Source organism: Streptomyces sp. NPDC050528 (assembly GCF_044457795.1).
In the GTDB taxonomy this organism is placed as follows: domain Bacteria; phylum Actinomycetota; class Actinomycetes; order Streptomycetales; family Streptomycetaceae; genus Streptomyces.
In genome coordinates, this window is record NZ_JBITHH010000004.1 from 116,962 (window position 1) to 140,411 (window position 23,450).

General features: G+C 71.0%; 20 protein-coding genes. 7 read left to right on the forward strand and 13 right to left on the reverse strand.

Annotated features, from left to right (window positions below; translation table 11 throughout):
* Position 1: 1 nt before the first annotated feature.
* Positions 2 to 205 (forward strand): ferredoxin, encoded by a 204-nt coding sequence (locus ACIBK4_RS15440; RefSeq protein ID WP_366435319.1) that lies wholly within the window; start codon positions 2 to 4, stop codon positions 203 to 205.
* Between the two features lie 120 nt (positions 206 to 325).
* Here ACIBK4_RS15440 and ACIBK4_RS15445 read toward each other — a convergent pair whose 3' ends face one another.
* Positions 326 to 877, reverse strand: a complete 552-nt coding sequence (locus ACIBK4_RS15445) for a TetR/AcrR family transcriptional regulator (protein ID WP_398995166.1) — start codon at positions 875 to 877, stop codon at positions 326 to 328.
* 98 nt (positions 878 to 975) lie between these two features.
* Between ACIBK4_RS15445 and ACIBK4_RS15450 the strand changes: the two genes are divergently transcribed.
* Positions 976 to 1,434, forward strand: a complete 459-nt coding sequence (locus tag ACIBK4_RS15450; protein WP_398995167.1) for a nuclear transport factor 2 family protein — start codon at positions 976 to 978, stop codon at positions 1,432 to 1,434.
* A gap of 9 nt (positions 1,435 to 1,443) precedes the next feature.
* On the forward strand, positions 1,444 to 1,968 hold the full coding sequence (locus ACIBK4_RS15455; protein WP_398995168.1) for a flavoprotein: 525 nt from the start codon (positions 1,444 to 1,446) through the stop codon (positions 1,966 to 1,968).
* On the opposite strand, the gene ACIBK4_RS15460 is transcribed toward ACIBK4_RS15455, so the two are convergent.
* The 6 genes from ACIBK4_RS15460 to ACIBK4_RS15485 form a co-directional block, all read right to left on the reverse strand.
* On the reverse strand, positions 1,965 to 2,786 hold the full coding sequence (locus tag ACIBK4_RS15460; protein ID WP_398995169.1) for a hypothetical protein: 822 nt from the start codon (positions 2,784 to 2,786) through the stop codon (positions 1,965 to 1,967). The genes ACIBK4_RS15455 and ACIBK4_RS15460 overlap by 4 nt on opposite strands.
* Before the next feature lie 165 nt (positions 2,787 to 2,951).
* Positions 2,952 to 4,271: an alpha-glucosidase/alpha-galactosidase gene (locus ACIBK4_RS15465; protein ID WP_398995170.1), complete on the reverse strand. Its 1,320-nt coding sequence runs from the start codon at positions 4,269 to 4,271 to the stop codon at positions 2,952 to 2,954.
* 39 nt (positions 4,272 to 4,310) lie between these two features.
* A complete protein-coding gene (locus ACIBK4_RS15470) occupies positions 4,311 to 5,129 on the reverse strand; it encodes a carbohydrate ABC transporter permease (RefSeq protein WP_398995171.1) in 819 nt (272 codons plus the stop codon).
* The gene (locus tag ACIBK4_RS15475; protein ID WP_398995172.1) at positions 5,126 to 6,088 is read right to left on the reverse strand and encodes a carbohydrate ABC transporter permease; all 963 of its coding nucleotides are present in this window, start codon (positions 6,086 to 6,088) and stop codon (positions 5,126 to 5,128) included. The genes ACIBK4_RS15470 and ACIBK4_RS15475 overlap by 4 nt, the downstream gene beginning before the upstream one ends.
* 23 nt (positions 6,089 to 6,111) lie before the next feature.
* The gene (locus ACIBK4_RS15480) at positions 6,112 to 7,407 is read right to left on the reverse strand and encodes an ABC transporter substrate-binding protein (protein ID WP_398995173.1); all 1,296 of its coding nucleotides are present in this window, start codon (positions 7,405 to 7,407) and stop codon (positions 6,112 to 6,114) included.
* Positions 7,408 to 7,417: 10 nt separating this feature from the next.
* Positions 7,418 to 8,383 (reverse strand): endo alpha-1,4 polygalactosaminidase, encoded by a 966-nt coding sequence (locus tag ACIBK4_RS15485; RefSeq protein ID WP_398995174.1) that lies wholly within the window; start codon positions 8,381 to 8,383, stop codon positions 7,418 to 7,420.
* 257 nt (positions 8,384 to 8,640) lie between these two features.
* Here ACIBK4_RS15485 and ACIBK4_RS15490 point away from each other — a divergent pair, with 257 nt between their 5' ends.
* The gene (locus ACIBK4_RS15490) at positions 8,641 to 9,612 is read left to right on the forward strand and encodes an aldo/keto reductase (protein WP_398995175.1); all 972 of its coding nucleotides are present in this window, start codon (positions 8,641 to 8,643) and stop codon (positions 9,610 to 9,612) included.
* 77 nt (positions 9,613 to 9,689) lie between these two features.
* Here the strand turns inward: ACIBK4_RS15490 and ACIBK4_RS15495 are convergent, their stop codons facing one another.
* Complete coding sequence (locus tag ACIBK4_RS15495; RefSeq protein ID WP_398995176.1) at positions 9,690 to 10,469, reverse strand: phytanoyl-CoA dioxygenase family protein; 780 nt, start codon at positions 10,467 to 10,469, stop codon at positions 9,690 to 9,692.
* A 576-nt stretch (positions 10,470 to 11,045) separates the two neighbouring features.
* Between ACIBK4_RS15495 and ACIBK4_RS15500 the strand changes: the two genes are divergently transcribed.
* Positions 11,046 to 12,860, forward strand: coding sequence for a ricin-type beta-trefoil lectin domain protein (locus ACIBK4_RS15500; RefSeq protein ID WP_398995177.1), 1,815 nt, complete (start codon positions 11,046 to 11,048; stop codon positions 12,858 to 12,860).
* 3 nt (positions 12,861 to 12,863) lie between these two features.
* Here the strand turns inward: ACIBK4_RS15500 and ACIBK4_RS15505 are convergent, their stop codons facing one another.
* From ACIBK4_RS15505 to ACIBK4_RS15520, 4 genes are all read right to left on the reverse strand, one after another.
* Positions 12,864 to 13,355: a universal stress protein gene (locus tag ACIBK4_RS15505; RefSeq protein WP_398995178.1), complete on the reverse strand. Its 492-nt coding sequence runs from the start codon at positions 13,353 to 13,355 to the stop codon at positions 12,864 to 12,866.
* A gap of 16 nt (positions 13,356 to 13,371) precedes the next feature.
* On the reverse strand, positions 13,372 to 14,685 hold the full coding sequence (locus tag ACIBK4_RS15510; RefSeq protein ID WP_398995180.1) for an arsenic transporter: 1,314 nt from the start codon (positions 14,683 to 14,685) through the stop codon (positions 13,372 to 13,374).
* 7 nt (positions 14,686 to 14,692) lie between these two features.
* On the reverse strand, positions 14,693 to 15,400 hold the full coding sequence (locus tag ACIBK4_RS15515) for a DUF4232 domain-containing protein (RefSeq protein ID WP_398995181.1): 708 nt from the start codon (positions 15,398 to 15,400) through the stop codon (positions 14,693 to 14,695).
* A 144-nt stretch (positions 15,401 to 15,544) separates the two neighbouring features.
* Positions 15,545 to 16,927, reverse strand: a complete 1,383-nt coding sequence (locus ACIBK4_RS15520) for a serine/threonine-protein kinase (protein WP_398995182.1) — start codon at positions 16,925 to 16,927, stop codon at positions 15,545 to 15,547.
* A gap of 46 nt (positions 16,928 to 16,973) precedes the next feature.
* Here ACIBK4_RS15520 and ACIBK4_RS15525 point away from each other — a divergent pair, with 46 nt between their 5' ends.
* Positions 16,974 to 17,525, forward strand: coding sequence for an RNA polymerase sigma factor (locus ACIBK4_RS15525; protein ID WP_398995183.1), 552 nt, complete (start codon positions 16,974 to 16,976; stop codon positions 17,523 to 17,525).
* Between the two features lie 25 nt (positions 17,526 to 17,550).
* Here ACIBK4_RS15525 and ACIBK4_RS15530 read toward each other — a convergent pair whose 3' ends face one another.
* On the reverse strand, positions 17,551 to 19,926 hold the full coding sequence (locus ACIBK4_RS15530) for a SpoIIE family protein phosphatase (protein ID WP_398995184.1): 2,376 nt from the start codon (positions 19,924 to 19,926) through the stop codon (positions 17,551 to 17,553).
* A gap of 256 nt (positions 19,927 to 20,182) precedes the next feature.
* Here ACIBK4_RS15530 and ACIBK4_RS15535 point away from each other — a divergent pair, with 256 nt between their 5' ends.
* Positions 20,183 to 23,275: a glycoside hydrolase family 2 TIM barrel-domain containing protein gene (locus ACIBK4_RS15535; RefSeq protein ID WP_398995185.1), complete on the forward strand. Its 3,093-nt coding sequence runs from the start codon at positions 20,183 to 20,185 to the stop codon at positions 23,273 to 23,275.
* Positions 23,276 to 23,450: the final 175 nt, after the last annotated feature.

Below are 23,450 nucleotides of genomic sequence, written 5' to 3' on the forward strand. Positions count from 1 at the left end.
CATGCACACGGAAATCCACATCGACAAGGACATCTGCATCGGGGCGGGCCAGTGCGCCCTGGCCGCCCCGAGCGTCTTCACCCAGGACGACGACGGCTACAGCACGGTGCTGCCGGGCAAGGAGAACAGCGACGACCCGATGCTCAGGGAGGCGGCCCGGGCCTGCCCGGTGAGCGCGATCACGGTGTCGGACACGGTGGGCTGAGCGGGTCCGTGGTGGGGGCGGCCGGATCGGTCGGCCACCCCCACCACCCGATCCGATCAACCCATCCCCTGCACCCCCACATCGACCTCGCGCCCCCGACCGCCTCGTCGCCGCCCGACCTCAGTCGGCCCGCGCCAGCGCAAGCGCCGCCGCACGCGCCTCCGCCGCCGGTTCCGTGGTCCCGGTGATGCCCGCCGTGACCATGGCGCCCTCGGCCAGCAGGAAGAGCTGCCCGGTGAGTACGTCGGGCAGCCCCGCGTCCGCCACCAGGCCGGCGAGGTACGAGCGGAACGCCCGCTTGTGCGCCCGGACTTGGGCCACCACGCGCTCCGAGGTCGCGCCCAGTTCCCCGTACGAGTTGATCCACGCGCAGCCGCGGAAATCGGCCTCGCCGAACCACTCCTCCAGCCAGTCGAAGACGGCCGGAACGCGGTCCCGCGGATCATCGTGCAGCGCGACGTGCTCGGCGAGGCGTCCGCGCCAGCGCAGGTCACGGCGTTCGAGGTACGCCTCCACCAACTCCTCCTTCGCGGGGAAGAGTTGATAGAGCCGCTTGAGGGAGAGCCCGGAGGCGGAGCGGACGGCGTCCATACCGACGGCCTGGACTCCCCGTCCGTAGAACAGCTTCTCGGCGGCGTCCAGCGCCTGCTCCCGGGCGACCGCGCTGTCCATCGAACCGACCCCTTCTTGACCTGAGAACGTGCGTTCTCTACGTTAGCAGCCATCGGGAGAACGCACGTTCTCCGCATCGCGCCGCTCTGGAGACGACCATGGCCGACCGCCCTCCCCTCCCGCCCTTCACCCGCGAGACCGCCGCCCGGAAGGTCCAGGCCGCCGAGGACGCCTGGAACACCCGCGACCCGCAGCGGGTGGCGCTCGCCTACTCGGAGGACTCCGTCTGGCGCAACCGCGACACCTTCGTCACCGGCCGCGCCGAGATCGTCGCGTTCCTCACCGCGAAGTGGGCCCGCGAACACGAGTACGCGCTGCGCAAGGACCTGTGGGCCTTCGACGGCAACCGCATCGCGGTCCGCTTCCAGTACGAGTGCCGGGACGCCGACGAACAGTGGTGGCGGTCGTACGGCAACGAGCTGTGGGAGTTCGACGAGCACGGGCTGATGACCCGGCGCGAGGCGAGCATCAACGACCTGGCCATCGAGGAGAAGGAACGGCGCGTGTTCGGGACGCGGCCCGAGGAGGAGCGCGGGCGCTCGTTCCCGCTTCAGTAGGCTCCCCGGGTGACCGAACAGGACTCGAAGCCCTTCCTCTACGTCGTCGTCTGCGCCGCCGGGATCGCCGCGGGCGTCAGCAAGTTGATCACCGCCGCGCAGGAGCGGGACTGGGAGGTCGGGGTCATCGCGACCCCGGTCGCGATGGGCGGTTTCTTCGACACGGCCGCCGTCGAGGCGCAGACCGGCCGCCCGATACGTTCGGCGTGGCGCACCCCCAGCGATCCGCGCCCGTTCCCGCCCCCGGACGCCGTGCTCGTCGCGCCCGCCACCTTCAACACGATCAACAAGTGGGCGGCCGGCACGGCGGACACCCTCGCGCTCGGCACCCTGTGCGAGGCGTACGGCCTCGGTGTCCCGATCGCCGTACTCCCTTGCGTGGCCCGGGCGTTGGCCGTTCATCCGGCCTACCGGGCCAGCCTGGTACGGCTCCGCGAGATGGGCGTCCGGTTCGGGGAGCCGTACTCCGGCGAGGTCCAAGAGGGCGGCGGGCGGGCGGAGTTCGGGTGGGAGCGCGCCTTCGACCTGCTCTAGGCGCAGGTCACCGTCGGCCCGGCCAGCATGCCCCCGGTGTAGAGCGTCTGACCCTGCGGCATCCAGTACCCCAGCTTCGAAACCACCGTGGAACAGCGGGACTTGAGCGCGACGTGGACCACCACGGTGTCCGGGTGCCCCGGCTGGAGATCGGTCAGCGCGCAGTCCAGGGCGTGCGGCAGCCGGTCCTTCGACGGGTGCCGGCCGACCAGCGGATTGACGCAACGGGCGTCGGTCGTGGTCAGCTCCGCCCCCGTGCCCTCCTCCGCGATCAGCCCGAACCGCGCGCTGCCGTCACCCTCGTCACTGTCCCGCCGGACCGTGTACGTCAGCGTGGTCACCGAGTCCGGCCGCAGCGTGCTCCGGTCCACCTCGATGCCGTGCGTGACCTTCGGCCTCGGTGCGGTCAGGGCCAGCGTGGCGTGGACGGTACCCGTCAGGTCCACGCCCTCCGGCGCCGAGCGGACGCGCACGGTGGCCGTGAAGTCGTACGTCCCCGGCCCCGGGTACTCGCCCGATCCCGGGAGCTTGCCGGACGCCACCGTCTCGCCGGCGCGCTCGGCGGTCCAGGAGCCCGAGGTGCGGCACGCGTACCGGACGGCCGACCTGAGCTGTCCGCAGGTCGCGGGAGCCGAGACCGCCATGGTCGGGGTGCCGCTGCCCGCACAGAGGCTGACGACGGCATGCTGGCCCTGCGCGCCGCGCAGGGTGCCCGCGGGCGCGCACAGGGTCGACGGCGGCTCGGGCGGGGACGGTGCCGGGTCCGTGCCACCCCACGCGGGCGACACCAGGGCCAGCGGCAGCACGGCCGCCCCCATCAGCAGAGTCCTGAATCTGGTCGAACGTCTCGGCACCGCGTTCCTCCCGTACGGCCACGACCGGCCGGGTGCCGGTCGCCTGCGCCGAGGATGCGGGACCGGGGCCGCCGCCCGGCCGCTCCCACGCCGGGCGGGCGGGGCGGTCACACCAACGCCGGACGGCCCTCAGTGCCCCAGACGGACCCGCAGCTCCGGCGGCAGCAGCTCTCCATGCGCCTCTACGAGGTCGTCGCACAGGTCCCAGATCCGCTCGACCGGCAGGGCCGCCGCCGTCGCGGGGTCGGCCATCGCGGCATGCCGGATGTGGCGCGGGTCGCCGTCCGTGGCCGCGCGGACCACCAGGTCGGTGACGGAGACGTACGCGCTGTTGAGGGCCGCGCACTGCGGGGGCAGCGCGCCGATCCGGGTCGGCTGGACGCCCAACGCGTCGACCAGGCAAGGGACTTCGACCACCGAGTCGGCGGGGAGGTTGTCGATCAGGCCCCGGTTGGGCACGTTGCCGTAGATCGTGCGGGGCGTGCCGGTGACGATGCTGTGGATGATCTGCGGGGCGTACTCCAGCGTGCCCTCGACGGGGAGTGGGATGCCGGAGGCGAGGGCGTCGCGGGTGCGTTCGTAGCTCGCGGTGTTCTCCTCGATGATCTCCAAGTAGGCGCCGACCGGGAGCCGTAGCCGCTCGATCTCGCTGTCGTGGTGGAGATACCACGGCACGTACTCGGCGGAGTGCTCGCTGGTCTCGGTGGGGTAGTGGCCGAGGCGGCGGTACATGTCGACGCGGACCCGGCGCAGGAGTTCGGGGTCCTTCGCGATCGTGTCGTCGAGGAGCGGGTAGAGGTTCTGCCCGGCCTGCTCGAAACGCAGCACCCACGCCTGGTGGTTGACGCCTGCGGCCAGGTACGTGACCTCCTCGAAGGGGACGCCGATCAGCTGGGACAGGTCGTGCATCGTCCAGTACACCGAGTGGCACAGGCCGGTCGCCTTGAGGGCGGGGGCGATGCGGCTCAGGTAGAGGAGGTTCATCGCCATGGGGTTGGTGTAGTTCAACAGGTGGGCGTCCGGGCAGAGTTGGGTCATGTCCTGGGCGAGTGACTTGAGCAGCGGGAAGGTGCGCAGGGCGCGGAAGATGCCGCCGATGCCGAGGGTGTCGGCGATCGTCTGGCGCAGGCCGTAGCGGGCCGGGATATCGAAGTCGGTGCGGGTGGCCTCGTTCATGCCGACCTGGACGATGTTGACGACGAAGTCGGCGTCCGCGAGGGCCGATCGGCGGTCGAGGTGCGCGGTGATCTCCGGTGTGGCGCCGCGTACTTGGGCGATGTGCCGGGCCGCGCCCTCCGCCGTCGCGAGCCGTTCCGGGTCGATGTCGTGCAACGCGATCCGGGCGCGGGCGAGTTCGGGGAACGCGAACAGGTCGGCGAGCAGGCCCTGCGTGAACACCACACTGCCGGCGCCGATGAAGGCCACCTTCACAGCGCTGCCGTCTGTCATCAAAGTCCTTTCGGAGAAGCGGAGTTGGAGGTGTGCGGGTCAGCCTTTGAGTCCGCTCGACGTCAGCGACTGGATGAAGGTCTTCTGCGCCAGCAGGAACGCCACCAGTACCGGCACCACGGTGATGACGTTGCCCGCCATCACCGCCGACCACTTCGTGTGGTGCTGTCCCTGGAAGGTCGTCAGGCCCAACTGGAGCGTGTACTGGGTGTCGTGGTTGATCGCGATCAGCGGCCACGACAGGTCGTTCCAGGTGGACAGGAAGGTGAGGACGGCGACCGTGGCGAGCGCCGGCCGGGCCAGCGGCATGACGATCGAGAACAGCACCCGCAGCCGCGAACACCCGTCGATCCAGGCGGCCTCCTCCATCTCCCTAGGCAGCGCGAGGAAGAACTGCCGGAACAGGAACACCGCGAACGGCGTCACCAGCGACGGCAGGATCAACGCGCCCAGCGTGTCGATCAGCCCGAACCACTTCATCACCAGGAACGTCGGGATCATCGTCAGCTGGAACGGCACGACCATCGTCGCCAGCATCAGCCCCAGCAGCACCCGCGACCCGGCGAACCGCATCCGCGCGAACGCGTACCCGGCGAGCGACCCCAGCAGCAGATTCGACACCACCGCCACCGACGCCAAGATCAGCGAGTTGGCGAACCAGCGCGGGAACATCGCGTTGCCCAGCACATAGCGGTAGCCGCCGAGGTCGATTCCCTTGGGCCACAAGGCGGGTGGGAAGCGGTTGATCTCCGCGTTCGTCATCACCGAGCTGAGCAGCAGCCACACGAACGGCAACGCGAAGCACAACGCCAGCGGCGCCAGCACCAGATGCCACGCACTCACCCGCCGCGCACTCATCGCACACCCCCGTCCGTACGGCCCTGCCGCCGCCGTACGACCCGTAGCGCGCCGCCCGCGACCAGCAGCGCCACCGCGAGGACGTACGCGGACGCGGCGCCGTAGCCCGCGGTGAACATCTGGAAGGCCTGCTGCCAGACGAAGTACACGATCACCGTGGTCGAGCCGAGAGGGCCACCCTTCGTCGTCACGTAGATCAGGTCGAACACCTGGAGCGAGGTGATGAACTGCCACAGCACCAGGAACACCGTCACCGGCGTGAGCGCGGGCAGCGTCACATGGCGCAGTACCTGGGTACGGTTCGCGCCGTCTATCCGGGCCGCCTCGACGAGTTCGGGCGGCACGTCCTGGAGCGCGGCCAGGTAGACGACGACGCAGAAGCCGACCCCGCTCCACAGCGAGATCAGCACCAGCAGATACAGCGCCTGGTCGGGGTCGGCGAGGAACCCCTGTGCGGAGATGCCGAGATGGTGCAGCAGCGCGTTCGCGACGCCGAACTCCGGGTCGAGGATGAACGAGAACAGCACGCCCTGCGCGGTCGCCGACACCACGAACGGGATGAACACCAGCGTGCGGTACAGGCCGATGAGCCGGATCCGGCGGTTGAGGGCCAGCGCCAGCGCCAGTCCGCCGACCAGGCTGAGCGGGACGTACAGCGCCGCGTACAGCAGCGTATTGCTCACCGCCGTACGGAAGTTGGGGTCCTGGGCGAGGGCGCGGTAGTTGTCGAGGCCGACCCAGCGGCCGGGCGTGACCAGGTCGTCGGCGCGGAACGACAGCAGCAGCGACCAGACGACGGGCACGACGCTCAGCCCGAGGATCACCACGACCGACGGACCGATGAACGCCCAGGCGGTGGACCGCTCTTGGCGGGCGCGACGGCGGGCGGCGCGACGCGCGGCCTGAGCGGTGGCCGCTGGTTGCGCGGGAAGGGTGAGGGCGCGGGGCAGTGTGGACATCGGGGTCTCCCGGAAGAGGGAAGTCACCTGGGGATCAGCAGGGCCGCGTCGGCCTTGTCGGCGCACGAACGGAGCGCCTTCTCGGGGGAGTCCCGGCCGAGCAGCACGGAGACGATCGCCTCGCCCAACGCCTGCGAGATCTGCGGATACGCGGCATGGACCGGCCGGACGCGGGCCGAGCGCAGAGCGTCGGTGAAGACGTCGAGACCGACCGTACGGGCACTGTGCTGCCGCCACTCCGGCCGCGCGGCGGTACCCGTGCTCAACGGCAGCCCGCCCGCCGAGATGTCCCAACGGACGTCGTGCACAGGCGAGTTCATCCACTGCACGAACTCCACGGCCGCCCGGGACCGGGCCGAACCGTTGTCGAAGACCGTCCAGGTGTCGGGCCCGGAGATGGTGACCGCGTGCCCGCTGTACGTCGGCAGCGGCACGACCCCGTAGTCGATCTTCGCGGTGATGATGTCGGGCAACTGCCAGGGGCCGGTGGCGACCATGGCCATCCGGCTGTTGAGGAACACCTGGTAGAGCTGCTCGCTGCCGGGCTTGGTGTCGAGGTACGCGCTTTTGTCGTGGCCGAGTTGGGCGAGGGTCCGGAGTGCTCGTACGCCCTGGTCGGCGAAGCCGATGTGCTTGCCGTCCGGAGCGACGACCTCGCCGCCGAGATCCCACAGCATCGGCCACAGCCGCCAGACCGTGTCCTCGTCGCCGACGGCCGGCCAGCCGGTGCCGAAGACGCCCCGGTCGTGGTCGGTCAACCGCCGTGCGGTGTCGGTGAATTGCTCCCAACTCCAGCCGGCCTTCGGGTAGTCGAGCCCGGCCTGCCGGAACAGCTTCTTGTTGTAGACGACGGCCAGCGAGTCGAGCACCGCGGGCGCGGCACGCACCCGTCCGTTGACGGTGACCGCGTCCCGTACCGGCTTCCAGAAGGTCTTCCAGGGTGTCGGCCCGTTGTGCATCGCGGAGGTCAGGTCGACGACGCGCGGGCTGCGCGCCACGCTCGCCAGGTCGGAGCCGAAGATGTAGGCGATGTCCGGGTAGGAGCCGGCGGCCAGCGCGGCGGTCACCTTCTGGAGCATCGCGTCGGCCAACACCCCACCGCCGCCCGGGTCCACGCGGATCGTGGGGTGGGTCCGGTTGAACTCGGCGACCAGCGCCTCCACCGCCTTGCGGCCCGTGTCGACCTGCCCGTGCCACAGCTCCACGGTCACCCGGCCGTCCGCACCGACTCCGTCCGAGGCACCGCCCGCACATCCGCTCGCGGCGCCGATCGCGGCCGCCCCGAGCAGCAGCCCACGGCGTGACATCCCGTTCCTCATCACGGCCTCCTCACCGCACCTTGCGGACGTAGTCGGCGCTGCCGGGCGTCGACACGTCCACGTCCCGGCGCACGATGCTGAGCCGCCCGGCGAAGCCCGAACGGGCCTTGCGCAGACCCGAGTCGGAGTACTCGATGACGATGACCCGGTCGGCGAAGGCCTTCGCGTACTCCCCGCACTCGTCGTACTCCGCGCACTCCTCGGCGATCGCGAAGTCGAGCCCGAGCTTCTTCCTCAGCCCCGCCAACTCCACGGTGTTCTTCTGGGCGATGGCCAGGTGCCGGGCGTGCGCGTGCCGGGAGAGCAGGGCGATGAAGGCGGTGGCGTCGTTCGCGGTCAGCAGGTCGTCGGAGCGGGTGTAGCTGTCGTAGTTGTCCGGCTCAACCGCGTCGAAGCCTTTCGCCGCGCAGCCGTCGATCCACCGGTTCGCCCGCGCCGCCACCCGCTGTCGCTTGGCCGCGGTACGGATGTCGAGCAGCGCCTCGCCCCAGTCCTCGTCGACGACCACCTCGCCGTCCGCGTCCCGCAGCAGCAGGTCGGCGGGCCAGGAGGCGCGCTCGTCCGGCTGGGCCTGGAAGGCGTTGACGTAGCAGATGTTGTAGAGGCCGGGCGCGGGCGACGCCGTACGGTCGCGGCTGACGATCCGGACACCGGCCGGCGGGGGATAGGCGCCGCCGATCTGGTAGTCGAAGTCGGCGTGGAGGGGCGGGAGTTGGAATTTTCCGGGTGCCGGAAGCGAGGCGCTCACCGACGGGGCGGGGCGTTTCGACGGCGTGGCGCTCTTCGACGGAGTGGTGGAGCTTCTCGACGGTGCCGCGTGGGACGGGCTCGCCGAAGGCGCCGGGCGCGACGGCTGGTCCGGTGCCGAGCTGTTCGAGGTTCCGCACGAGGTCAGTACCACGGCGGTCGCGACGGTGCCGCTCAGGACCGCGGCCGTCCCGAGACCTCCGACGCGGGAGACACCCTTGACGGGCATGTCCGCTCCATCAATCGCGGGTACGACCCCGCCTCGGACCGGATGGAGCCGCGGTCCTGGCGACTGTGGCCGGGCTTGGAACCTGTCCGCTACCGGCTGGGCGCACCTCTGCGTACCGCGCCGCACGCGCGGGCACGTCCAGGATCAAAGCGCCCGGCCGTGCCGCCCGTCAAGGGTGCGCACATATCCGCGACTTCGAGTACCCACGAAGTCGTACGCTCCCCAAGGCACCGAACTCGAAGGCAGGAGCAGCAACGATGCAGTACGTGAAGCTCGGTTCGACCGGCCTGGACGTCTCGCGGATCTCCCTTGGCTGCATGACCTACGGCCTCCCGGACCGCGGCACCCACGAGTGGACCCTCGACGAGGACGCGTCACGCCCGCTGATCCGGCAGGCGCTGGAGGCCGGGATCAACTTCCTCGACACGGCGAACGTCTACTCCGACGGCACCAGCGAGGAGATCACCGGCCGGGCGCTGAAGGACTTCGCCCGCCGCGACGAGGTCGTCCTCGCCACGAAGGTGCACGGCAGGACGCGCCCCGGCCCCAACGGCGCCGGACTCTCCCGCAAGGCGATCATGACCGAGATCGACCACAGCCTCGAACGGCTCGGCACCGACTACGTCGACCTCTACCAGATCCACCGCGCCGACCCGCACACCCCCGTCGAGGAGACGATGGAGGCGCTGCACGACCTGGTGAAGGCGGGCAAGGTCCGCTACATCGGGGCGAGTTCGATGTACGCGTGGCAGTTCGCCAAGCACCAGCACGTCGCCGAGCGGCACGGCTGGACCAAGTTCGTCTCCATGCAGAACCACTACAACCTCCTCTACCGCGAGGAGGAGCGCGAGATGCTGCCGCTCTGCGCGGACCAGGGGGTGGGCGTGCTGCCCTGGAGCCCGCTGGCGCGCGGCCGGCTCACCCGGGACTGGGGCACCACCACCGAGCGCAGCAGCACCGACAACTTCGGCAACCGTCTCTACCCGGACGGCGACCGCACCATCGTCGAGGCGGTCACCCGGATCGCCGGCGACCGGGGCGTCCCGCGTGCCCAGGTCGCCCTGGCCTGGCTGCTGCACCAGGGCACGGTGGCCGCGCCGATCGTCGGCGCGGCCAAGCCGCAGCACATCGAGGACGCCGTGGCCGCCGTCGAACTGGAGCTGAGCGACAAGGAGTTGGAGGAGCTGGAGCAGCCCTACACTCCGCACGCGATCAGCGGACACTCCTGACGCAAGTCGACAAGGCCTGCTCCAGGCTCTCTTGGTGCATCTCAACAGAGCTTGTTCGAGGCCTTTTTGACGGTTCGTCAGTGCGGGCCGTGCGGTGCGAATTCCGTGCCGCACGGCCCCGCCCCGGCGCTCTCCGCCAGCGGCACCCGCTCGCCGCTCATCGAGAGCGTGCGGTAGAACCTCCCGATGCGGTCCGTCGAGCGGCCCACGTAGTGCCCGATGAACGAACGGCGGAAGCGGTCCGCGCTGCGATTGGGCTGCGAGCCGTGCACCAGGCTGCCGTTGAAGAACAGGACGTCGCCGGGCGCCATGTCGACCGGCACGGCCGCGAGACCCGGCGGCGGTGGCACGTACTCGCGCGCGAACGACACGCCGGCGTCCGCCTCCTCAGGGCAGAACAGGTCCATGCGATGGGTGCCGGGGACGACCTCCAGGCCGCCGTTGTCGCGGTCGATCTCGTCGCAGGCGATCCACGCGGCCACGCAGGTGCCCGGTTCGGTCCGCAGATAGAAGTTGTCCTGGTGCAGCGCCTGGCCGCGCGCTCCCGGCGGCTTGAAGTAGAACATGCTCTGCGCGGCCAGTACCTCCTCGCCGAACAGGGTCTCCAGGACACTCCGCAGGCGAGCGTCCAGGAGGAAACGCAGGGCGAGTTCGCTGATCTCGTGCGGGTGCATCACCCTCGGGTGGGTGCGCAGGGGATCGTCGGAAACGCGCGGTTCGAAGTGTCCGGGCACCGGTCCGGCCGCGTGCAGTGCCGTGAACTCCGCACAGAGCCGGTCGATTTCGTCGTACCCGAACAATCCGCGCGTGACCGTGAACCCGTCCTCCTCGAACGCGGCGATGTCCGTGGCCGTCATACGGGACCTCCTCGGTGTGATGTCACCACCACAGTGTCAGGAGGCTCGGCGCACGCCTATTGGTTGGTCGTGAACTTCCTCGTCGATGGCGGCGCGGAAGTCGTCAACTCCCGTGACGCCACCGGCTCGTCCGGCAATCGGCCGGGTGGCCGGAACATGACCTGGGAAAACCGGAAGAAGGGCCGCCTCTCGTCCGGCGCGCGGGGTGGGCCGGGTCGACCCCGGCCAATGGTTTGGGGATTTCCCGTGCGGATACGGCGGCAATCCCATAACGGACCCGATTGACGAATCGTCAAATTGCGGGGACCCGACCGCAATGCACAAAACGAAGGCAGACCTTGTTCCGCCTCGCTGACCTGTGCAAAGGTGTGCCTGTCGACGCGCGGGCACATAGATGATTCCCCTCCGCGCGTTCGAGGCCGTTCCCGTACGTACCCCCCTTGCTTCAAAAGAGCTGCCCCAGGCGGACGTTCGGGATGCCATCAATCGGACGGGTGGACTTTGTCGACCTGTCGACGGGGTCGCATACCCGCCGGTATGGACCGAATTCCGCGTTTCACCTGGAGGAATGCAGCCGTGAAGGACCCAGGTCCCTCGAATTCCCCGACTTCCGCTCACCACTTCGAAGTGACCGACGAGCAGCTCAGCGCCGAGCTGAAGAAGTGGACGGGGACGACACCAGCGCTGCAACCGGTCGGCGAACTGCTGGACCGGCACTGGGAAGCGGCCTTCGCCTATGCGGGGCTGTGCACCGACGGACCGCACCACGCCGGAATGCTCACCACGGCCGCTTTCACCCGCCTCTTCGGGGAATCCCTGCGCCAGTCAGGACCCAGCGCGGCCTGGCGCCCGCAGGTGCTGGTCACCGTGCGCCGTATCGCCGCGGAATGGGTCGTCGACCACCGGCAGGAAATGCTCCACCCCGATCTGCGCTGGGCGAGCGGCGACGGCGACCGCGGTGCGGCCCGGATGCTGCCCGTGCCCGAACGGCGCTTGCTCTCCCGGGCGTTCCAGCGGCTGCCCCAGTCGGCCCGCACCCTGCTCTGGCACATCGAGGTCGAGTCCGAACCCTTCTCGATACCCGCCGGGCTGCTGGGCCTGGACGAAGAGGGCGCCGACATCGAACTCGGGCGCGCCCGCGGCCGGTTGCGCGAGGAGTGCCTCCAGGTCCACCGCGAACTCGCCCAGGACGACGAGTGCCAGCGCTACATCCGGCTGCTGGACGTCACCTTCCGGCGCGGCGGCGCGGAGGTCGACCCGGACCTCGCGATGCACCTCAGCGTCTGCAAGCACTGCCGGTACACCGCCGACCAGTTGAACCAGTTCAACGCCGGACTCGGCATCGCGCTCGCCGAGGCGGTCCTCGGCTGGGGCGCACGGGCCTATCTCGAAGTCAGGGCCGGCAGCCGCCCGTTGCCCGCCGAGATGCCGTCCGCCTCGACCGAACTCGCGGTGCACCCCGGCCCGCGGCGCGGCGAACTCAGATCGGCGCACAAGGCGGCCCGGCGCGTCCGTCGCCGCAACCTCGCCGTGGCCGTGCTGACGGTGAGCGGACTCGTCGTCCTCCCGCTCGTCCTGTGGTCCAGCGGTGGCTCCGGCGGCGACAAGACCACCACCGAGAGCCAGGCCGCGGGCGCCGCCGGCACCGGCAAGGAATCCGCCAACCCCTCCTGGGTCGGCAAGAACGACACCACCCAGGGCACGCTCAGCGGCCGGCTGCACAACGTCGAGTCCGGCCTGTGCATCGGCGTCGCCGGCAACAAGCCCCTCAAGGGCACCGAGGCCGAACTACAGACCTGCTCCTCGGCGGCCGGCCAGCAGTGGTCGTACGAGACCGACGGCCAGCTGCGCAGCACCGCCGACCCCGGCCTCTGCCTCGACTCGCACCTCGCCTTCGAGGTACAGCTCGCCCCCTGCACGGGCACGTCCTCGGCGACCGCGAAGAACATCCGCTACGACTTCACGCTCCAGGGCATCCTCGTCCCGCGCTGGAACCAGGACCTGGCCCTGACCCCCGCCTCCACCGACGGCGGCGGCGCGCTCGTCCTGAAGAGCCGGGCGGACGGCTCGGCGCAGCGCTGGGTCTTCGACACGTCGAAGGCCGACCCGCAGATGCAGGTCGTCAACTGGGACACCGACAGCACCAGTTCGCCGGCCCCGACGACGAAGAAGGCCGCCCCGACGCCCTCGAAGACCCCGACGGCCACGCCCACCCCGACGCCGACCGCGTCGACCCCACAGTCCACGCCGACGACCTCGGCCCCGACCATGGACTACTGCGACTACTACCCGTCGTACTGCGAGGGGAACGGTCAGGGCGGCGGTGGCTGGTCCGGTGGCGGCGGTTACGGCGGTGGCGGGTACGGCGGCGGCTACCACGGCGGCCGCTGAACCTCAGTGGTGCGGTGGTGGCGGAGGCGGCAGGGTCGCGATGCCCGGCGCCGCCTCCGGCCACACCAGCAGCACCGGACAGGGCGCGTGATCGACGGCGAACCGTACGGCGGGCCCGAGGCTGTGCGGGCCGAGCCGGGCCCGGTCGCCGTCGCGGGCCAGGATCAGCAGATCGGCGTCCCCGGCGGCCGCCACCACCTCCCGCTCCACCCGCCCGGCCCGCTCCATCCGCGTACAGGGCCGCCCCAGCCGCTCGGCCGCCGCGTCCAGCAGCTCGGCCGCCGACGTACTGCCCAGGTCCTCCAGCCGGGTACCGGGATCCCGCCGCGGACCACCCCGGCCGAGCAGCCCGGCGAACGCCCCGTGCGCGACCTCGGGCACGTCCGGCCCGCTCACATGCAGCAGCACCACCTCGTCCGGCTCCGGCGCATGCGTCCGTACGGCGTCCACGCAGGCGGGCCAGGTGCCCTCGACCAGCCAGGCGATCACACGCATTCGGTCTCCCTCGGTGTCAGAGAACCTGGAGCGACACCCACAGTGCCAGCACCGCCGGGACGAGCGCGGACGGCACGGCGAGCAGCCCCAGCTTCGTGAACTCCTTGAGATCCACGCCGTGTTCGTGCTGATGCACGATCCGCCGCCACAGCAGCGTCGCGAGCGACCCGGCGTAGGTCAGGTTCGGTCCGATGTTCACCCCGAGCAGCACGGCGAGCACGGCCCCGGGTCCGGACTGCGCGGTCAGCGGCAGCAGGACCAGGACCGCCGGCAGGTTGTTGATGAGGTTCGCGAGTACGGCGGCCAGGGCGGCGATCCCGAGCAGGGCCGCGATGCCGGTGCCGCCGGGCAGGAGGTGTCCGAGCGCGTCGGAGAGGCCGTTGTCCACCACGGCCCGCACGACGATCCCGAGCGCCAGCACGAACGCGAGGAAGGACGGTGCGGCCGCCCGCACGATCGTCAGCGGGGTCGCCTGCCGACGTAGGAGCGCCCGGCCGGCGAGGACGAGGGCGCCGGCCAGCGCGGCCCACGCGGGATCGATGCCGATCGCGGAGGTCAGCACGAACCCGGCGAGGGTGCAGGCGACGGTCGCCAGTGCGAACACCGGCAGCTCGGGCTTGTCGCCGGAGGTCGGGGAGGGCGCCGCCGCCGCGAGGTCGCGGGCGAAGAAGCGCCGGAACACCAGGTACTCGGCGCCGATCGCCACCAGCCAGGGCAGCACCATCAGGCCCGCGAAGCGGGTGAAGCTCAGGCCGCTCGCCGCGAAGGCGAGGAGGTTCGTGAGGTTCGAGACCGGCAGGAGCAGGGAGGCGGTGTTCGAGAGGTGCGTGCACGCGTAGACGTGCGGCTTGGGACGTACGCCCATCCGGGACGCCGTCGCGAACACGACCGGCGTCAGGAGCACGATGGTGGCGTCCAGGCTCAGGACCGCTGTGATCAGCGAGGCCAGCGCGAACACCGCCGTCAGCAGCCGGCTCGGACTGCCCTTCGCCCACTCCGCCATCCACGCCCCGCAGGCCCGGAACAGGCCCTCCACATCGCAGAAGTGGGCCAGCACGAGCACCGCCGCGAGGAACCCGACCACCGGCCCGAGCTGCTCGGCCTCCGCCCGCGCGTGGTCGAGCGAGATCGCCCCGGTGGCCACCGCGATCCCGGCGGCCGGGACCGCCATCACCGCCTCCGGCCAGCCGAAGGGACGGACGACGGCCCACACGAGGACGGCGACGAGCAGGACGACGGACAGGGTTTCGGCGAGCGGGGTGTTCAGGGGACGGTCCTCCGGGACGCGGGACGTGGTGCCCGCCCCATGTAACCAGGCCGCGGCGCGCAACCCGTGATCAGGAACCCGTACCCGCGCTCAGCACGGTCAGGCGTACCGAGGACGAATTGCCCGACAGGGGCACCGCGCCGGCCGTCCACTTCACGTGCAGCGCGTCCTGCTCGTCGGGCGGGGTCACCGCCAGCCAGCTCGCGGTCGCCGTCTTCGCGCCGCTGACCTCCGGGTTGGAGAAGGACAGGCCCGCCCAGGCGCTCTGCCCCGGCTTCAGCGTGACCGTGGTGGCGCTGCCGGACTCGCGCTGCGGGTCGTCGCCCAGCTGCGTGCCGGACGCGTTCAGGAACGCGGCGCCGGGATAGCCGCGGACCGTGCAGGTACGGCCCGACGCGTTGGTGAGGACGATCGGGAAGTTCTCCTGCCCGGCGCCCGGGTCGTTCGCGCCGACCTTGGCCTTCAGCTCGGAGGTGTGGCACCGGCTGCTGCTCGCGGTGCCGGTGTTGGTGCTCGTGCCGCCGGAGCCCGAGGACGTGGAGGAATTCGACGAGGTCGAGTTCGAACCGGTCGCGGTGTCGCTGCCGCTCGACGTGGAGGCCGGCGTGCCGGAACCGTCGGCCGAGGCGTCGCCGCCCGCGGGCGCGGCCGTACCCGACTGGGTCTGCGGGCTGCTCGCCGTGCCGCTCCCGTCGTTGCAGGCTGTCGTCAGGCCCAGTACGGCGATCGCGCTCACGAGCAGGGCCGCTCGGCGCAGGGACTGGGACGTGTTCGCCATCTTCAACACTCCTGGTGGTTCACGGCACGCTCTTCGGCGTGCCGACCGCGCCTCATGCGCCGTCACACTGGTCCGATACGGATGGGCGCCGAAAAGTTCGTGAGTCCGCGGGGATCTTTTCCCGGACTTGGGATTCGACAGTGGTCAGGTGACCCGCAGCGAGCGGAGTATGCGCGAGGTCGCGTCACCGCTGTGCTGCCGTATCTGCACGTAGACCTGCGGCTGCGCCGCGCCGCCGACCATGCGGAGCGCGGTCTCCGAGAGGGTGCCCGCGCTGCCCGAGCAGCCGCTCCAGGTGCGGATCGTGCCGCGCCAGGTGGCGCTGGAGTAGGCGTGGCTGCCGTCGTAGTGACAGGCGGAGTGGGCGATGCCGTCCACCTCGGTCGTCACGCTGCCGTGCTCGCTCAGGCCGATGAACACGCCGTTCACGTCCGCCGAGAGGTCGTTCCACTTCGACAGGTCGTCGGCGACGGCCAGCCCCGGCTCCTGCCCGGCCTGCAGACCGAGCGCGTGCGGATTCCAGCCCGAGTCGCGCAGCTGACGGCCCCACGCGGCGGGCACCGCGGCCACGATCCGGCCGGTGCTGTCCTTGACCCGCAGGTCGGAACTCTTGGACGACGACGGCAGGTTCAACACGACGGCGCCCGTGCCGGCCGCCACCACGACGAACAGACCGGCCATCAGTGCGACGCTCCGGTGCCGACTGCGCGGCCTGTGCTGCTTGCGCGTGGGGGCGGCCTCGGCGGCCAGCCGCTCCAGCTCCTCCGCGAACTCCCGCGCCGTCGGCCAGCGCCGCTCGCGGTCCGGTTCCAGCGCGCGGAGCAGGGCCCGCTGGACGTCGGGGGACACGTCCGGCCGCAGCCGGTCCGGCCGTACGACCTGGCCGGGCGCCCCGGGGACGGTGCCGGTGAGCAGCTCGTAGCCGACCGCGCCCAGGCTGTACACGTCGGCGCGCTCGTCGATGCCGTAGCCGGGCTGCGCCTGCTCCGGCGGCTGGTAGCCCGCCGAACCGGCGGCCAGGGTGAGGCCCGACCCCTGCGCCAGGCTCTTGGCCAGGCCCAGGTCGGCGAGCAGCACGCGGTGGCTGCCGTCCGGGGCGCTGCGCAGCAGCACGTTGGTCGGCTTGATGTCGCGGTGGACGATGCCCGCCTTGTGCAGCGCGGCGGCGCCCCGGGCGGCCAGCGCGGTCAGCCGCAGCGCCTCCGGGACGGGCAGCGGACCCGCGGTGAGCAGATCGGCGAGGGTGCCGGCGTCGGCGTACTCCATGACGAAGTACGGCCGTCCGTCGGGCAGCTCACCGATGTCGTAGACCTGCACGACCCTGTTCGAGTCGGCCCTGCGCAGCAGGCGGGCCTCGGAGAGGAAGCGGTCGACGATGTCGAGGCGGTGCGCCCAGTTGTCGGCGAGGACCTTCACGGCCACCGGGGCTTCGAGCACGTCGTCGTGCGCGAGCCAGACCGTGCCGAACGCGCCGGTGCCCAGGCGGCGTTCGAGTCTGTAGCGGCCGATCTGTTCGACGAAGTGCATGCGACTATCATGCCTGCTCGTAGACCGAGGCGGAGGAGTGGATCCAGTGCGGGACACGGTACGGACCGAGGAGCTGGCGCGGCGGGCCGCGGCCGGTGACACGGGTGCCCTGGACGAGCTCCTGCGGTCGATCGGACCCGAGGTCCTGAGGCGGTGCGCGCGCTTCCTGCCGTGCCGCGAGGACGCCGAGGAAGCGGCGCAGGACGTACTGATGCAGGTCGCCCGAAAGATCGGCACGTTCGAGGGCCGCAGCCTCTTCAGCACCTGGCTCTACACGGTCGTCGCCAACGGCTCCCGGCAGAAGTACCGCGAGCTGAAGCGCCGGGCCGCCGAGCAGCCCGCCGAGATCGACGTGTCACAGCACGTCGACCCGCGCACCACGAGCGTGATCGCCGGTTCGAAGATTGACCTCCTGGAGGCGCTGGAGCGCCTGGAGCGGGAGCAGCCGCACCTGGTCGCGCCGCTGGTCTACCGGGACATCTGCAACCTGGAGTACGCCGACATCGCCGAGCGCCTCGGCATCCCGCTCGGCACCCTCAAGTCCCGGCTGCACGAGGCCCGCCGCCAGGTCAGGCCCTGGCTGACCGACCTCTCCTGAGCCGACCGGCCCCTTCAGGTACGGCTCAGATCTCGTCGAAGAGGGACAGCTCCGCCCAGATGGTCTTGCCGTCGGCCGTGTGCCGGCTGCCCCAGCGCTGGGTGAGCTGCGCGACCAGCAGCAGCCCGCGCCCGCCCTCGTCCCAGGTCTTGGCGCGGCGCAGGTGCGGGGCCGTGTGGTTGGTGTCGGAGACCTCGCAGATCAGCGTGGTCGCGTCATGGATCAGCCGGAGCCGGATGGGGTGCGCGCCGTAGCGGATCGCGTTGGTGACCAGCTCGCTCACCACCAGCTCGGCCGTGAAGCCGGCCTCGCTCAGGTTCCACTGGTCGAGCTGCTCGACGACCTGCTTGCGGATCGGCGCGACGAGCGAGGGGTCGGCGGGGATGTCCCAGGTCGCGACCTGCTCGGCGGGCAGCCCCTGGGTACGGGCCAGCAGCAGCGCCACGTCGTCGGCGGCACCCCCCGGCGGGAGCACGGCGTGCAGGATCCGGTCGCAGGTCTCGTCCAGGGAGTCCGAGGGCGCGTACAGGGCGTCGAACAGCAGCCGCTGACTGTCGTCGAGGTCCCGGTCGCGGTTCTCGATCAGCCCGTCGGTGTACAGCGCGAGCACGGTGCCCTCGGGCAGCTCCAACTCGGTTGATTCGAAGGGGAGTCCGCCCAGACCGAGCGGCGGTCCCGCGGGCAGGTCGACGGGCTCGGGCGGGCCGCCCGGCCGGATCATGACCGGCGGCGGATGACCGGCGCGGGCCAGCGTGCAGCGCCGGGACACGGGGTCGTACACCGCGTACAGACAGGTCGCGCCGACCTCGCCCGGGCTGCCCTCGCCACCGGCCTCCGCGGACAGCCGTACGACGAGGTCGTCGAGGTGGGTCAGCAGCTCGTCCGGGGCCAGGTCGATGTCGGCGAGGGTGCGGACGGCCGTGCGCAGCCGGCCCATCGTGGCGGAGGCCTGGATGCCGTGGCCGACGACGTCCCCGACGACCATCGCGACCCGCATCCCGGACAGCGGGATCACGTCGAACCAGTCGCCGCCGACCCCGGCACGCGCCGCCGGCAGATAGCGCGAGGCCGCTTCCAGGGCGGCCGTGCGCGGCAACTTGCGGGGCAGCAGGCTGCGTTGGAGGGCGAGCGCGGTCTCGCGTTCGCGGGAGAAGCGGCGGGCGTTGTCGATGCAGACGGCGGCGCGGGCCGTGACCTCCTCGGCCAGCAGCACGTCGTCGTCGGCGAACGGGTCGAGACGCCGGTACCGGGTGAGGACCGCCACGCCGAGGGTGACCCCGCGAGCCTGGATCGGTACGGCCATCGAGGAGTGGATGCCGTACTCCTCGACACGCCTGGTGCGGGTGCGGTCCCAGGCGAGCCAGAGTTCCAGGTCCCGGCCCGAGGCGACGAGCGTGCGGCCCGCGACCAGCGCGTCGGCCTGCGGGGACTGCTCCGGGTATAGGTTCAGCTGGCCCGGCTTCGCGACGGCCTCGGGGCTGCCCTGCTGCACCGACTGGTGCGCGGCCCGGCGCAGTCGCATCGGCGCGGTGATCGCCGTCGGGGGCTCGCCGCCGTGCTCCTGCGGGTCCACCAGATCGATGCTGACGAAGTCGGCGAGCGCCGGCACACAGACGTCCGCGAGCTCCTGGGCCGTACGGGTGACGTCGAGGGTGGTGCCGATGCGGACGCTCGCCTCGTTGACGAGCTGCAGCCGCTCCCGCGCCAGGTAGTTCTCGGTGAAGTCGTGCGCGGCCAGACACACGCCCCGCACGCGCCCCTCGGCGTCGGTGATCGGCGCCATCCGTGCCAGCCAGGCGTGTGCCGTGTCCTCGCCGCCGGTGCGCATGTAGATCTGGAAGTCCTGGGCGGTGCCGGAGGTGAGCACGCGCAGCATGTACTGCTCCAGCTCCGAACTCTGCGTCTTCCCGCCGATCTCGGTGATCCGCAGCCCCTGGATGCGCTCCTCTGGCAGCCCGATCACGTCGGCCATCGCGTCGTTGACCCGGCTCAGCCGCAGCCGCTCGTCGTAGACCGCGATGGCACACGGCGACTGGGTCAGCGCGGCGGTCGCGAGCGGGTCCTCGGAGGCGCGGGGTCCGCCGCCCTCCAGCGGGGTCACGACGAGCCAGTCGCCCCGGCCGCCGTCCCGGGGCCGCCGGTGGTGGGCCAGCAGCCACACGGGCACCGCGTGGCCGTCGCGGTGGCGCAACGCGACCGTGCCGTCCCAGCGGGCACCCGTGATCGTGGGCAGCGCCTCGGCGCCGTCGGCCAGCAGCCGCACGGCCGGGCGTCCCACCACCTCGTCCGCGGTGTGGCCGAGGAGCCGCCTGGCCCCGTCGTTCCACTCCACCAGAGTGCCCGCGTCGTCGATGACAACCCGCGCGGTCGCGGCATCGTCGAACGGGTAGACCGGTCTCATCGTCGCCACTCCATTGCGCACACTCACAGTGAACAGGCGCGTCACTTGTGTTCCAGCCTAGTGCGTCACAGTCCCGCGCGGACGAGAACCCCCAGGGCCGACGCTCGCGACGGTCAAGGGGGAAAACCGGTCGAAGTCGCCCGCTGGACAGCTGTCTGCCGCCGCACCCTTGACGTCCCGGCGTGGCACCCCGTCAGAATCTGTTCGGTCACGATCAGTTGTGAGTACTTCTGGGCCCTGATGAGGGAGAGCCGCCATGACGGTCACTCGCAGATCGGTTTTGATCGCTTCCACGGCCGCGCCGACGGCCGCTTCACTCCTGTCCGCCCCGGCCGCGCACGCCGCCCCGACGGGCGCGTCCGGCCGCCACACGGTCCCCCTCCGGGACGGCTGGCGCTTCGCGCTGGTCAACCCCGGCGGGATCACCGACCCGACCGGCGCCTACGCCACGGCCGCCGCCCCCGACTACGACGACTCGGCCTGGCGCCAGGTCGCCGTCCCCCACGACTGGAGCATCGAGCAGACCCCCACCACGGCGAACGGCACCACCAGCGGCACCGGGTTCTTCCCCGGCGGCCTCGGCTGGTACCGGATCGCCTTGACCCTGCCGCCGGCCTTCGCGGGCAAGCGGATCTCGGTGGAGTTCGACGGCGTCTACATGGACTCGTACGTCTACTGCAACGGCACCGAGGCCGGCCGCCACCCCTACGGCTACACCGGCTTCGCCTTCGACCTCACCGCCCTGCTGCACACCGACGGCACCACGGAGAACGTCGTCGCGGTGAAGGTGCAGAACCAGCTCCCCAGCAGCCGCTGGTACTCGGGCAGCGGCATCTACCGCGAGGCCCGCCTCGTCGTCACCGAGCCGGTGCACGTCGAACGCTGGGGCACGTACGTCACGACCCCGGACATCACCGCCGAGCGGGCCGTCGTACGGGTGCGGACAGCCGTGGCGAACGAGTCGGGCACCGCGAGCGAGATCGAGGTGAGATCGCGGGTCGTCGACCCCGGCGGCCGGACGGTGGTCCGCGCCGCCTCCACGGTCACGGTCGCCGACCGGAGCACGGAGGACCATGAACTCGCCGTCCCCAAGCCCAAGTTGTGGGGAATCGAGACCCCGGACCACCGCTACACCCTGGAGACGGAACTACGGGTGGCGGGCAGGGCGGTCGACACGTACAGCACCCCCTTCGGCATCCGCGCCTACCGCTTCGACCCGGACGAGGGCTTCTCCCTCAACGGCGCCCACGCCAAGATCAAGGGCGTCGACCTCCACCACGACCAGGGCGCCCTCGGTTCCGCGATCAGCCTCGACGCCGTACGCAGGCAGTTGAGCATCATGAAGTCGATGGGCGTCAACGCCTTCCGCACCTCGCACAACCCGCCCTCGCCCCAAATCGTGCGGGCCTGCGAGGAGTTGGGCATCGTGATGATGGTCGAGGCCTTCGACTGCTGGCACACCGGCAAGACGACCTACGACTACCACCGGTTCTTCGACGACTGGTGCGAGCGGGACGCCACCGAGATGGTCCTCGCCGCCCGCAACTCGCCCGCCGTGGTGCTGTGGTCCATCGGCAACGAGATCCCCGACTCCACCTCCACCGCGGGCCTCGCGATGGCCGACCGCATCATCGGCGCGATCAAGGCGGCGGACGACACCCGGCCTGTCGTCATCGGTTCGAACAAGTACCACAGCGTCCCCGCCAAGGGTTCCGCGGCCGACCTCATGCTCGCCAAGCTCGACGGGCTGGGCCTCAACTACAACACCGCCAAGTCGGTCGACGGCCTGCACGCGGCCTATCCGAACCTGTTCCTCTTCGAGTCCGAGTCCTCCTCGGAGACCTCGACACGCGGCGCCTACCAGGAGCCGGAGCACCTCAACACCGGCGAGAACTACACCCCGGGCCGACGCGACACCTCGTCGTACGACAACAACCTCGCCTCCTGGACGATGAGCGGCGAGTACGGCCACAAGAAGGACCGGGACCGGAGGTGGTTCGCGGGCCAGTTCCTCTGGTCCGGCATCGACTACATCGGGGAGCCGACGCCGTACGACGTCTTCCCGGTCAAGGCGTCCTTCTTCGGCGCGGTCGACACGGCAGGCTTCCCGAAGGACATGTACCACCTCTTCCGCAGCCAGTGGGTCGGCGAGCCCATGGTCCATCTGGTGCCGATGAGCTGGAACCACGAACCGGGCGACACGGTCGAGGTCTGGGCCTACGCCAACGTCGACACCGTCGAGCTGTTCCTCAACGGAAAGTCCCTCGGGACAAGGGAGTTCGACATCAAGACGACCACCGACGGCCGCACCTACCTGGAGACCACCGAGCCCACCGGCGACGACAAGACCTTCACCACCGGCCCCTATCCGGGCAGCTACACCAGCCCGAACGGCAGCGCGGGCAAGCTCCACCTGATGTGGAAAGTCCCGTACGAGCCGGGCGAGTTGAAGGCGGTAGCGAGCAGCGGCGGAAAGATGGTCGCCACGGACGTGCTGCGCACGGCGGGAGCCGCACACGCCGTCCGCCTCACGGCCGACCGCAAGTCCCTTGCCGCCGACGGCCGTTCACTGGTCTTCGTGACCGCGGAGGTCGTCGACGCCCATGGTGTCGTGCTGCCCGACGCCGAGGACCTGATCGCGTTCGAGGTGAGGGGTGGGTCACTGGCCGGGCTCGACAACGGGCGGGAGGAGAGCGCCGAGCGATATCAGGCGAGCACCCGAACCGCCTTCCACGGCAAGGCACTTGCGATCGTGCGGTCCGGTACGGCGGCGGGTTCGCTGAAGGTGACGGCGCGCGTGGCAGGGCTGCGGTCCGGCGCGGTCACGGTACGGACGACACCCGCGCGGGATGCGGCGATCACTCCGGCACCGCACTTCGAGGCGGACTATCCGACCCCGCCCAACTACCCCTACGCCGACGCGAGTTACTCGGGGCGCCCCGACACGCTCCCGGCCGCCATGCTCGACGGTGACAGTGCCACCGGGTGGTCCAACGCGTTCGCGAAGTCGGCCACGGCTCTGCTGCCGGCGTTCAGTGGGGCGCGTGCCGAGGACTGGGTGTCGGTGGACTGGGGGAGGGGGCGGTCCTTCGACCGGGTGGAGGTGTCGTTCACGCTGGACGCGACGCACAGTCTGCCCTCGGCGGTGGCGGTCACGGTGTGGGACGGGCGCGGGTGGGTGCCGGTCGAGGGGGCCGTGGTCGACTGGGCCACCGTGTCGGACGCTCCGACCGTCGTCACCTTCGGTGCCGTGCGTGGATCGCGGGTGCGGCTGACGATGACGAGCAGTCGCCCGGGGACGGCCCAAGGGGCCCTGCGCATCAGCAAGTTGGAGGCGCCGGCCGGATAGGGACCCGTAACCCGTCGACGGTCCGGGCGGGAACGCGTGGGCGGCCCGGACACGAACCAGTCGACGGTCCGGACAGGAATCCGGCCTGTCCGGACCGTTGACGGGATGTCATGTCTCGAACAGCATGGCCTGCGTCCGCACTGAATGGGAGCGCTCCCGCGTCCGTGAGGGGCTC

Excerpts from the sequence above, each read along its gene's own strand:
- ACIBK4_RS15440 (WP_366435319.1), top strand. The coding sequence starts at position 2 with ATGCACACGGAAATCCACATCGACAAGGACATCTGCATCGGGGCGGGC.
- ACIBK4_RS15445 (WP_398995166.1), bottom strand. The coding sequence starts at position 877 with ATGGACAGCGCGGTCGCCCGGGAGCAGGCGCTGGACGCCGCCGAGAAG.
- ACIBK4_RS15450 (WP_398995167.1), top strand. The coding sequence starts at position 976 with ATGGCCGACCGCCCTCCCCTCCCGCCCTTCACCCGCGAGACCGCCGCC.
- ACIBK4_RS15460 (WP_398995169.1), bottom strand. The coding sequence starts at position 2,786 with ATGGGGGCGGCCGTGCTGCCGCTGGCCCTGGTGTCGCCCGCGTGGGGT.
- ACIBK4_RS15465 (WP_398995170.1), bottom strand. The coding sequence starts at position 4,271 with ATGACAGACGGCAGCGCTGTGAAGGTGGCCTTCATCGGCGCCGGCAGT.
- ACIBK4_RS15470 (WP_398995171.1), bottom strand. The coding sequence starts at position 5,129 with ATGAGTGCGCGGCGGGTGAGTGCGTGGCATCTGGTGCTGGCGCCGCTG.
- ACIBK4_RS15475 (WP_398995172.1), bottom strand. The coding sequence starts at position 6,088 with ATGTCCACACTGCCCCGCGCCCTCACCCTTCCCGCGCAACCAGCGGCC.
- ACIBK4_RS15480 (WP_398995173.1), bottom strand. The coding sequence starts at position 7,407 with ATGAGGAACGGGATGTCACGCCGTGGGCTGCTGCTCGGGGCGGCCGCG.
- ACIBK4_RS15485 (WP_398995174.1), bottom strand. The coding sequence starts at position 8,383 with ATGCCCGTCAAGGGTGTCTCCCGCGTCGGAGGTCTCGGGACGGCCGCG.
- ACIBK4_RS15490 (WP_398995175.1), top strand. The coding sequence starts at position 8,641 with ATGCAGTACGTGAAGCTCGGTTCGACCGGCCTGGACGTCTCGCGGATC.
- ACIBK4_RS15495 (WP_398995176.1), bottom strand. The coding sequence starts at position 10,469 with ATGACGGCCACGGACATCGCCGCGTTCGAGGAGGACGGGTTCACGGTC.
- ACIBK4_RS15505 (WP_398995178.1), bottom strand. The coding sequence starts at position 13,355 with ATGCGTGTGATCGCCTGGCTGGTCGAGGGCACCTGGCCCGCCTGCGTG.
- ACIBK4_RS15515 (WP_398995181.1), bottom strand. The coding sequence starts at position 15,400 with ATGGCGAACACGTCCCAGTCCCTGCGCCGAGCGGCCCTGCTCGTGAGC.
- ACIBK4_RS15520 (WP_398995182.1), bottom strand. The coding sequence starts at position 16,927 with ATGCACTTCGTCGAACAGATCGGCCGCTACAGACTCGAACGCCGCCTG.
- ACIBK4_RS15530 (WP_398995184.1), bottom strand. The coding sequence starts at position 19,926 with ATGAGACCGGTCTACCCGTTCGACGATGCCGCGACCGCGCGGGTTGTC.
- ACIBK4_RS15535 (WP_398995185.1), top strand. The coding sequence starts at position 20,183 with ATGACGGTCACTCGCAGATCGGTTTTGATCGCTTCCACGGCCGCGCCG.